Origin of the sequence: Pseudomonas sp. PDM27, assembly GCF_019219205.1 — a bacterium.
GTDB classification, from domain to species: domain Bacteria; phylum Pseudomonadota; class Gammaproteobacteria; order Pseudomonadales; family Pseudomonadaceae; genus Aquipseudomonas; species Aquipseudomonas laurylsulfatiphila.
On record NZ_JAHUWF010000003.1, the window covers coordinates 497,862 to 507,429 of the forward strand.

At 59.8% G+C, this 9,568-nt stretch carries 7 protein-coding genes; all 7 read right to left on the reverse strand.

The features are described 5' to 3' along the window. Window positions 1-27: 27 nt before the first annotated feature. Window positions 28-924: a peptidoglycan DD-metalloendopeptidase family protein gene (locus KW838_RS10170; RefSeq protein WP_102700118.1), complete on the reverse strand. Its 897-nt coding sequence runs from the start codon at window positions 922-924 to the stop codon at window positions 28-30. A gap of 209 nt (window positions 925-1,133) precedes the next feature. Further along, window positions 1,134-2,036: a response regulator gene (locus tag KW838_RS10175; protein WP_102700119.1), complete on the reverse strand. Its 903-nt coding sequence runs from the start codon at window positions 2,034-2,036 to the stop codon at window positions 1,134-1,136. A 168-nt stretch (window positions 2,037-2,204) separates the two neighbouring features. Then, entirely contained in the window at window positions 2,205-2,966 is a 762-nt protein-coding gene (gene phoU, locus KW838_RS10180) for a phosphate signaling complex protein PhoU (RefSeq protein WP_095964354.1), read from the reverse strand. A 109-nt stretch (window positions 2,967-3,075) separates the two neighbouring features. Next, a complete protein-coding gene (gene pstB, locus KW838_RS10185) occupies window positions 3,076-3,909 on the reverse strand; it encodes a phosphate ABC transporter ATP-binding protein PstB (protein WP_007971742.1) in 834 nt (277 codons plus the stop codon). A 179-nt stretch (window positions 3,910-4,088) separates the two neighbouring features. After that, on the reverse strand, window positions 4,089-5,759 hold the full coding sequence (pstA, locus tag KW838_RS10190) for a phosphate ABC transporter permease PstA (RefSeq protein WP_102700120.1): 1,671 nt from the start codon (window positions 5,757-5,759) through the stop codon (window positions 4,089-4,091). Window positions 5,760-5,774: 15 nt separating this feature from the next. Next, window positions 5,775-8,057 carry an ABC transporter permease subunit gene (locus KW838_RS10195; protein WP_371317828.1) on the reverse strand — a complete coding sequence of 761 codons (2,283 nt, stop codon included), beginning with the start codon at window positions 8,055-8,057 and terminating at the stop codon, window positions 5,775-5,777. Between the two features lie 238 nt (window positions 8,058-8,295). After that, complete coding sequence (locus KW838_RS10200; protein ID WP_102700122.1) at window positions 8,296-9,297, reverse strand: phosphate ABC transporter substrate-binding protein PstS; 1,002 nt, start codon at window positions 9,295-9,297, stop codon at window positions 8,296-8,298. Window positions 9,298-9,568: the final 271 nt, after the last annotated feature.

Sequence of the window (9,568 nt, forward strand, 5' to 3'; positions counted from 1 at the left end):
ACAGGGCTATGTGAACACCGCGATCTTTTATTGCTTGCCCAACGCAAAGTTGGGCAAAGCACCCACCGGCTGGTTGAACTGATACGGAATCGACACCAGCCCCAGCCCGGTATTGCGCTGCACCACGAAGTGCAAATGCGGCCCGGTGCTGTTGCCGGTGTTGCCGGACAGCGCCAAAGGACTGCCTACCGTTACCCGCTGACCTTCCCGAACGCGGACCGAGCCCTTCTTCAGGTGCAGATAGACACCCATGGTCCCGTCATCGTGCAGCACCCGCACGAAATTGCCGGAGGCATCGGTGCCGCGCCCGCTTTGTCTGTTCTCGGTCTTCACCACCACCCCGCCTCGCGCGGCAATGATCGGCGTGCCCTCGGGCATCGCAATGTCCATGGCGTAACGGCTCTTGGGGCCGAAGTGGCTGTAGGGCCCATTGGCACCCTGACTGATCCGGAACGGGCCACCACGCCAGGGCAACGGGTACCGATAGCCCACCGTGGGTCCTGAGGGGTCGCCCAGGGAATACTTGAACTTCGGGACGTACGCCAGCGGCCTTCCACCTTTGGCCGCCGTGAGCTGCGCCAGGCGAACGCTGCTGCGCATCGGTATCACGCGCCGAATCGTCCTGCCCGGCACACCGCTGGCGTTCTTCACCCCGGCAAAACTCAATTCGACCTCTACCGGCGCATACAGGTCATTGCGTACATACACGCTGTGCACGCCGTTCTTCTTGGTGATGATGAGGCGCACCTGACGCTCAAGGTGCTCGACCATGCCATCGCGGAAAACGAGCACATGGGCGCCTTTGCTCGGGCGGTCGCTGTAGGAAACCACGCCATTGGCGTCTTTGGACTTGTAGATGGTCATGGCCACAGCCGAGGTGGCGACCATGAACAGGCCACAGAAAAACAGCAGGCGCATGAGCATGGGCAAGAATTCTGTCGAGTGGGAACTGAGATGGAGCCTAGCAGCTGCTATGGACCCGGCTAGTCGGCAGATGTTTCAAAATGGGCCTTTCAGAAGATTTTTGACAAAGCCAAAGGCCCCTTCGCGAGCAAGCCCGCTCCCACATTTGAAATGCATTCCAAATGTGGGAGCGGGCTTGCTCGCGAAAGCGGACTGACAGGCGACGAAGATCAAGCGCCAGGAATGAAGTGCTTCTGCGCCGTCCCCCGCGCAATCAGGCGCGAGATGTAATCGAGCTTCTGCGCATCCTGATCGACAAAGCGGAAGGTCAGTTGCAGCCAGTCGCTGTCAGGCTTCGGTTCGTGGGCCACGACGGCATGCAGATAGCCGTTGAGGCGGGCGATTTCGGCATTGTCGCCCTGCTCCAGGTCCAGCACGGCGCTGTCGAGGATCTGCGGCAGGGTCTCGGTGCGCTTGACCACCAACAGGGCCTCCTTGAGGCTCAGGGCCTTGATCACGCACTGCTGGATGCCGTTCGGCAAACGCAGCTGACCCTGGCCACGGCCGCTGGCAGGTGCCGAAGAGGCCGCAGGCGCCTTGACCGGCGGGCTGTTGAGCAAGCCTTTGGACGGTGCGGGCGCGGCTGTTGGCGTGGTGACAGACGCCTTGCCAGCGGTCAGGGCTGAGAGGGAGTCGTTGGCGAATGCAGGGCTGGTTTTGGTCGCGGCTACGCTGATCAAGGCATCGAGTTTGCCGACCTTGTGCAGCGCCTGCTTGACCTTGGTGATCAGCTGTTCGTTGGTGAACGGCTTGCTGACATAACCGGATACTCCAGCCTGGATCGCCTGGACGACGTTTTCCTTGTCGCCACGGCTGGTCACCATCACGAAGGGCATGGCTTTGAGGCTGTCTTGCTCACGACACCAGGTCAGCAGTTCCAGGCCGGACATTTCCGGCATTTCCCAGTCGCACAGGACCAGATCGAATGCTTCCTTGGCCAGCATGGCCTGGGCCTTTCTGCCGTTGATCGCGTCTTCGATCCGCATGCCCGGAAAATAATTGCGCAGGCACTTTTTCACCAAGTCACGAATGAACGACGCGTCGTCCACGACCAACACACTGACCTTACTCATCCACCACCCCTTTAAAAAATCCCGGCCAGCATACCGCCTTGCTGATGGCACATTGCCAAAAAACCTTCAGTCACGCCGGACTTTTCGTTCACGGGTGCTGCTTTTCGAATGCGTAGGCCACAAACAAAAACGCCCGGCCAACAGGCCGGGCGCTTTACTTGGGCAACCTTACTTATCGTCAGTTTTGCCCGGAACATTAGCGGTTTCGCCGGTTGTTCCTTCGACTTCTTCCTTCATGCGCTTGAGACCCAGGTGTCGCACGTCGGTGCCACGTACCAGGTAAATCACCAGTTCCGAGATATTGCGCGCGTGGTCGCCGATACGCTCCAGCGAACGCAGTACCCAGATAATGCTCAGAACCCGCGAGATCGAACGCGGATCTTCCATCATGTAGGTCGCCAACTCACGCAGGGCGGTCTTGTATTCGCGGTCGATGATCTTGTCGTACTGCGCCACCGACAAGGCCAGTTCGGCATCGAAACGGGCAAAGGCGTCCAGTGCATCACGGACCATGTTGCGCACCTGGTCACCGATGTGGCGCACTTCGACGTAACCGCGCGGCGCCTCGCCTTCTTCGCACAGCTGAATGGCGCGACGGGCGATCTTGGTCGCTTCGTCACCGATGCGCTCCAGATCGATCACCGATTTGGAAATACTGATGATCAGTCGCAGGTCGGACGCTGCCGGCTGACGACGGGCCAGAATGCGCAGGCATTCTTCGTCGATGTTGCGTTCCATCTGGTTGATCTGGTCGTCGATCTCGCGCACCTGCTGGGCCAGGCCGGAGTCGGCCTCGATCAGCGCGGTGACCGCGTCGTTGACCTGCTTCTCGACCAGCCCGCCCATGGCCAGGAGGTGGCTGCGCACTTCCTCCAGTTCGGCGTTGAACTGGGCAGAGATGTGGTGGGTTAAGCCTTCCTTCGAAATCATCTTTTGCTCCGCGATAGCTGTGAGCTGCAAGCTACAAGCTGCAAGCTGTGTTGTGTCGTACTCGGACCGCTCTTACTTGCCGCTTGAAGCTTGCGGCTTGCAGCTGTTCCTAGCCATACCGGCCCGTGATGTAGTCTTCGGTCTGCTTCTTCGCCGGATTGGTGAACAGGGTGTCGGTATCGCCAAATTCCACCAGTTTGCCCATGTACATGAACGCGGTGTAGTCCGAAACCCGCGCCGCCTGCTGCATGTTGTGGGTCACGATGACGATGGTGAACTTGGATTTCAGTTCGTAGATCAACTCTTCGACTTTCAGCGTGGAAATCGGGTCGAGTGCCGAGCAGGGTTCGTCGAGCAGCAATACTTCCGGCTCAACGGCGATGGTGCGGGCGATCACCAGACGCTGCTGCTGACCACCGGACAGGCCCAGTGCCGACTCGTGCAGACGGTCCTTGACCTCATCCCACAGTGCCGCACCTTTCAACGCCCACTCAACGGCTTCGTCGAGCACGCGCTTCTTGTTGATGCCTTGGATGCGCAGGCCGTAAACCACGTTTTCGTAGATGGTTTTCGGGAACGGGTTGGGCTTCTGGAACACCATGCCGACGCGACGACGCAGCTCGGCCACGTCTTCGCCCTTGCGGTAGATGTTGTTGCCGTACAGGTTGATCTCGCCTTCGACGCGGCAGCCATCCACCAGGTCGTTCATGCGGTTGAAGGTGCGCAGCAGCGTCGACTTGCCACAGCCAGACGGGCCGATGAAGGCGGTCACGCGCTGCTTCGGGATGTTCATGCTGACGTCGTATAGCGCTTGTTTTTCGCCGTAGAACAGGCTCAGGCCCGGCACTTCGATGGCTACGGTTTCCTGCTCGAGGTTCAGGCTCTGTTTGTCGCGACCCAGTGCCGACATGTTGATGCCGTGGGTATGTGCTTCGTGCTGCATGGGAGGCTCCCTGTGCTAACAAATTCGGTTCGGAACGCTGCTTGTTGCAGTTCCCATCAATATTCTGGTGGACGCGGTCCAGTGTGGGAGCGGGCTTGCTCGCGAAGAGGCCGGCACATTCAACATCAATGTTGCCTGACCCACCGCTTTCGCGAGCAAGCCCGCTCCCACATTGGAAATCAGCTGTCCAAGGCTTTGTACTTCTCGCGCAGGTGGTTACGGATGTACACCGCCGACAGGTTCAGCGTCGCGATCACCAGCACCAGCAGCAGCGCCGTGGCGTACACCAGCGGTCGTGCGGCTTCGACGTTCGGGCTCTGGAAGCCGACGTCATAGATGTGGAAGCCCAGGTGCATGATCTTCTGGTCCAGGTGCAGGTACGGGTAGTTACCGTCCACAGGCAACGACGGCGCCAGTTTCACCACACCCACCAGCATCAACGGCGCCACTTCACCCGCGGCACGAGCCACGGCGAGGATCATGCCGGTCATCATCGCCGGGCTGGCCATCGGCAAAACGATCTTCCACAAGGTTTCAGCCTTGGTCGCGCCGAGGGCCAACGAGCCTTCACGCACGGTGCGAGGAATCCGTGCCAGGCCTTCTTCGGTGGCCACGATCACCACCGGCACTGCCAGCAGCGCCAGGGTCAGCGAAGCCCAGAGCAGACCCGGCGTGCCGAAGGTCGGCGCCGGCAAGGCTTCCGGGAAGAACAGACGGTCGAGCGAGCCGCCCAGCACATAGACGAAGAAGCCCAGGCCGAACACCCCGTAAACGATGGCCGGAACACCTGCCAGGTTGTTCACCGCGATGCGGATCACCCGGGTCAGCGCGTTCTGCTTGGCGTATTCACGCAGGTACACCGCCGCCAGCACGCCGAACGGGGTCACGATCATCGCCATGATCAGGGTCATCATCACGGTGCCGAAAATGGCCGGGAAGATACCGCCCTCGGTGTTCGCTTCACGCGGGTCGTCGCTCAGGAACTCCCAGACCTTGCTGAAGTAGAAACCGATCTTGGTGGTCGTGCTCATGGCGTTCGGCTGGTAGGCGTGAACCACTTTGCCGATGCCGATTTCGATTTCCTTACCGTTCGCGTCGCGGGCGGTCAGGCTGTCGCGGTTGAACTGCGCATGCAGATCGTTCAGGCGCGCTTCAACATCCTGATAGCGGGCATTGAGTTCGGCGCGCTCCGATTCCATGTCCGCTTGTGCGGTGGCGTCGAGCTTGCCATCCAGTTCCAGCTTGCGACCGTGCAAGCGCACGCGCTCGAGACCGGCGTTGATCGCGCCGATGTCGGTTTTTTCCAGGTTCTTGAGCTGTGCGGCCAGCTTGTTGACGCGGTCGACACGGGCTTGCAACTCAGGCCAAGCGGCCTCGCCTTCAGCGACAACCTTGCCGTCCTGTTTAACGTTGACCAGGTAACCGTAGAAGTTGCCCCACTCACGCCGCTCGATCGCCATCAGCTCAGGCGGCGTCGTCTGGTTGGTCAGCCACTCGCCGACGACCCAGGTGAAGTCGTTGCCGTTCAGGTCACGGTTGCCGACCTTGATCAGCTCGCGGGTCATGAACTCCGGGCCGTCGTCAGGCACCGGCAGGCCGGCGCTCTTCAGACGGGCACGTGGCACTTCTTCCTTCTGTACGATTTCGCCGATCACCAGGTGATTGGCCTGGCCCGGTACGTCGTAACTGGCATGTACCAGGTCAGCCGGCCAGAAGTGACCCAGGCCGCGCACGGCAATCACTGCCAGCAGGCCAATGGTCATGATGACCGCGATGGACACCGCGCCACCGCTGATCCAGACGCCGGGGGCGCCGCTCTTGAACCATCCTTTCAGGGAGTTCTGTTTCACAGACTTCTACCTTTCTTAAAGCGACGAGTATTTCTTGCGCAGACGCTGACGAATCAGTTCTGCGAGGGTGTTCATGACGAAGGTGAACAACAGCAGCACCAGCGCCGAGAGGAACAGCACGCGGTAGTGGCTGCCGCCGACTTCCGACTCGGGCATTTCCACCGCAACGTTGGCCGCCAGGGTGCGCAGACCTTCGAACAGGTTCATTTCCATGACCGGGGTGTTACCGGTGGCCATCAGCACGATCATGGTTTCACCGACCGCACGGCCCATGCCGATCATCAGCGCCGAGAAGATGCCCGGGCTCGCGGTGAGGATCACCACGCGGGTCATGGTCTGCCACGGCGTGGCACCGAGGGCCAGGGAGCCCAGGGTCAGGCCACGCGGCACGCTGAACACGGCGTCTTCGGCGATGGAGTAGATGTTCGGGATGACCGCGAAGCCCATGGCCAGACCCACTACCAATGCGTTGCGCTGGTCGTAGGTGATGCCCAGGTCGTGGGAGATCCACATGCGCATATCGCCGCCGAAGAACCAGTTCTCCATGAACGGGCTCATGTACAGCGACAGCCAGCCCACAAACAGGATCACCGGAATCAGCAGCGCACTTTCCCAGCCATCCGGGACTTTCAGGCGGATCGACTCAGGCAGGCGGCTGAAGGTGAAACCGGCGACCAGGATGCCGATCGGCAACAGCATCAGCAGGCTGAAGATGCCCGGCAAGTGTCCTTCAACATAAGGTGCGAGGAACAGACCGGCGAAGAAGCCGAGGATCACCGTCGGCATCGCTTCCATCAATTCGATCACCGGCTTGACCTTGCGGCGCATGCCCGGTGCCATGAAGTACGCGGTGTAGATCGCAGCGGCAACGGCCAGTGGAGCGGCCAGCAGCATGGCGTAGAACGCGGCTTTCAGGGTACCGAAAGTCAGCGGCGACAGGCTCAGCTTGGGTTCGAAGTCGGTGTTGGCGGCGGTCGATTGCCAGACGTATTTAGGCTCGTCGTAGTTCTCGTACCAGACCTTGCTCCACAGCGCGCTCCACGAGACTTCCGGGTGCGGGTTGTCGAGCAGCAGCGGGTGCAACTTGCCGCCCGCTTCCACGATCACGCGGTTGGCACGCGGCGACAGACCGAAAATGCCCTGGCCTTCGGCAACCGACTCAACCAGCAAAGTGCGGTGGGCAGTGCTGTGGAACACGCCGAGCTTGCCGGAAGCGTCAAGGGCAATGAAGCCCTTGCGGCGTTCTTCGGCAGTGATTTCAACGATAGGCGTGGTGCCCATCTGGAAGGTGCGGATCTGCTTCAGGCGTTGCTCGCCATCCGGGTCGCGGGCCATGAACCACTGGGCCAGGCCACCCTTGGAGTCGCCGATGATCAGCGAGATGCCGCCCACCAGCTGGGTGCTGGCGGTGACTTGCGCTTCACCGTCTTCAAGCAGTTTGTAGCGACCGTTGAGGCTCTTGTCGCGCAGGCTGAACACGTCGGCCTGGGCACGCCCGTTGATCACGTACAGCCACTGCTGGCGCGGGTCGACGAAGATGTTCTTCACCGGCTCGGTCATCTGCGGCAGGTCGATGCGCTTCTGCTCGTTGGTGACTTCGCCGGTCATCATGTTCTCTTCGCTGGTCAGCGACAGAACATTGAGTTGCGAACCGGTGGAGCCAACCAGCATCAGGGTCGAATCGTTGGCGTTGAGGCTGACGTGCTCCAGCGCACCACCCGCCTCGTTCACCGCGATTGGCGCTTCGCCATACGGGTACTCGACGGCCGGGGTGATGGTTTTCTTGCCTTCCGGGTAGCCGACCTTATAGGTGTGGCGGAACACCAGGGCCTGACCGTTGGACAGACCAACAGCCACCAGCGGGTGGCCTGGCTGGTCTTCACCGATGGAGGTCACGGTGGTGCCGGCCGGAACAGGCAAATCGACGCGCTTGAGTTCGGCGCCACTGTCGATGTCGAAGAACAATGCCTGGCCCTTGTCGGAAACCCGCATCGCCACCTGATTCTGCTCTTCCAGGGAGATCATCAGCGGCTTGCCGGAATCCTGCATCCAGGCTGGAACGATCGCATCTTTCGCAGTCAGGCTGGCACCCTGGAACAACGGCGCAACCACGTAGGCGAGGAAGAAGAAGATCAGCGTGATGGCTGCCAGCACCGCCAGGCCGCCGATGAGGACGTACCAGCGAGTGAAGCGATCCTTGAGCGCGCGGATGCGACGCTTGCGTTGTAGCTCAGGCGTATTGAAGTCAATTCGCTTGGGGGGATTAGTAGTCATTGTGGAATTGGCCAGATCATTCATTCGCACACCCTAGCGATCCTGTATGACAGAAAGATGACAGTGCAGTGACGCAACAAATCCGCCGCTGGTGGTAGCCAGCAGTGGATCGGGAATTTGGGGGTTGTGTAGGAGCTGTCGAGGGAACCGAGGCTGCGATCTTTTGATCTTGCAGTTGAGAAAAGCCAGATCAAAAGATCGCAGCCTCGCTCCGCTCGACAGCTCCTGCACAGGAATCCGGGATTACCCCGGATTCAGGGTTTTACTTTTTTGCGACTTCAGCGCCGCCTTCCTGCAGACCCAGGTCAGCCAGAGCTTTGGCAGCTACTTTGGCCGGCAGTGGGATGTAACCGTCTTTCACTACAACTTCCTGGCCCTGTTTCGACAGAACCAGTTTCACGAACTCGGCTTCCAGCGGGGCCAGAGGCTTGTTCGGGGCTTTGTTGACGTATACGTACAGGAAGCGGGACAGCGGGTACTTGCCGTTCAGGGCGTTTTCTTCGGTGTCTTCGATGAAGTCCTGGCTGCCTTTCTTGGCCAGGGCCACAGTCTTCACGCTAGCGGTCTTGTAGCCGATGCCCGAGTAACCGATGCCGTTCAGCGAGGAGCTGATCGACTGCACGACCGAAGCCGAACCTGGCTGTTCGTTCACGTTTGGCTTGAAGTCGCCTTTGCACAGGGCTTCTTCCTTGAAGTAGCCGTAGGTGCCGGATACCGAGTTACGACCGAACAGCTGAACCGGCTTGTTGGCCAGGTCGCCGGTCACGCCCAGGTCGCCCCAGGTTTTCACGTCGGTTTTAGCGCCGCACAGACGAGTGGACGAGAAGATCGCGTCGACCTGTTCCATGGTCAGGTGCTGGATCGGGTTGTCCTTGTGTACGAATACCGCCAAGGCGTCCACGGCAACCGGGATTGCGGTTGGCTTGTAGCCGTACTTCTGTTCGAAGGCAGCCAGTTCGGTGTCCTTCATCTTGCGGCTCATCGGGCCCAGGTTGGAGGTGCCTTCAGTCAGCGCAGGTGGCGCAGTGGCGGAGCCAGCGGCCTGAATCTGGATGTTTACGTTCGGGTATTCTTTTTTGTAGTTCTCAGCCCAGAGGGTCATGAGGTTGGCCAGGGTATCGGAGCCGACGCTGGACAGGTTGCCCGACACACCAGTGGTCTTGGTGTAGCTCGGGATAGCAGGGTCAACAGCGGCAACCGCGTTGGCAGTCGCAACGCCAGCAGCGACAAAAGTCATTGCCGCCATCAAACGCTTCAGTTTCATGCCTTACTCCTAGCAGATAGGGTGTGTTAAGTCGGGGCCAAGTATCAGCAGGCCGTGTGAACACTCTATGGCTGAAATATGACAATTGGATGAAAGGCCAGTATTCAGTGTTTCCAGGTAATACCGCGTTATCGTTCTTCGCGATGTAGAAACGGATACATCCTTTACAAACGAAACCGGGGACATCCTTTACGTTTTTGTGGGTTTGAAAGGCGGTTTTCACCGCTTTTCAAACGCCCTAAAAGGTAACTGCACAAATACACTTCCCAGA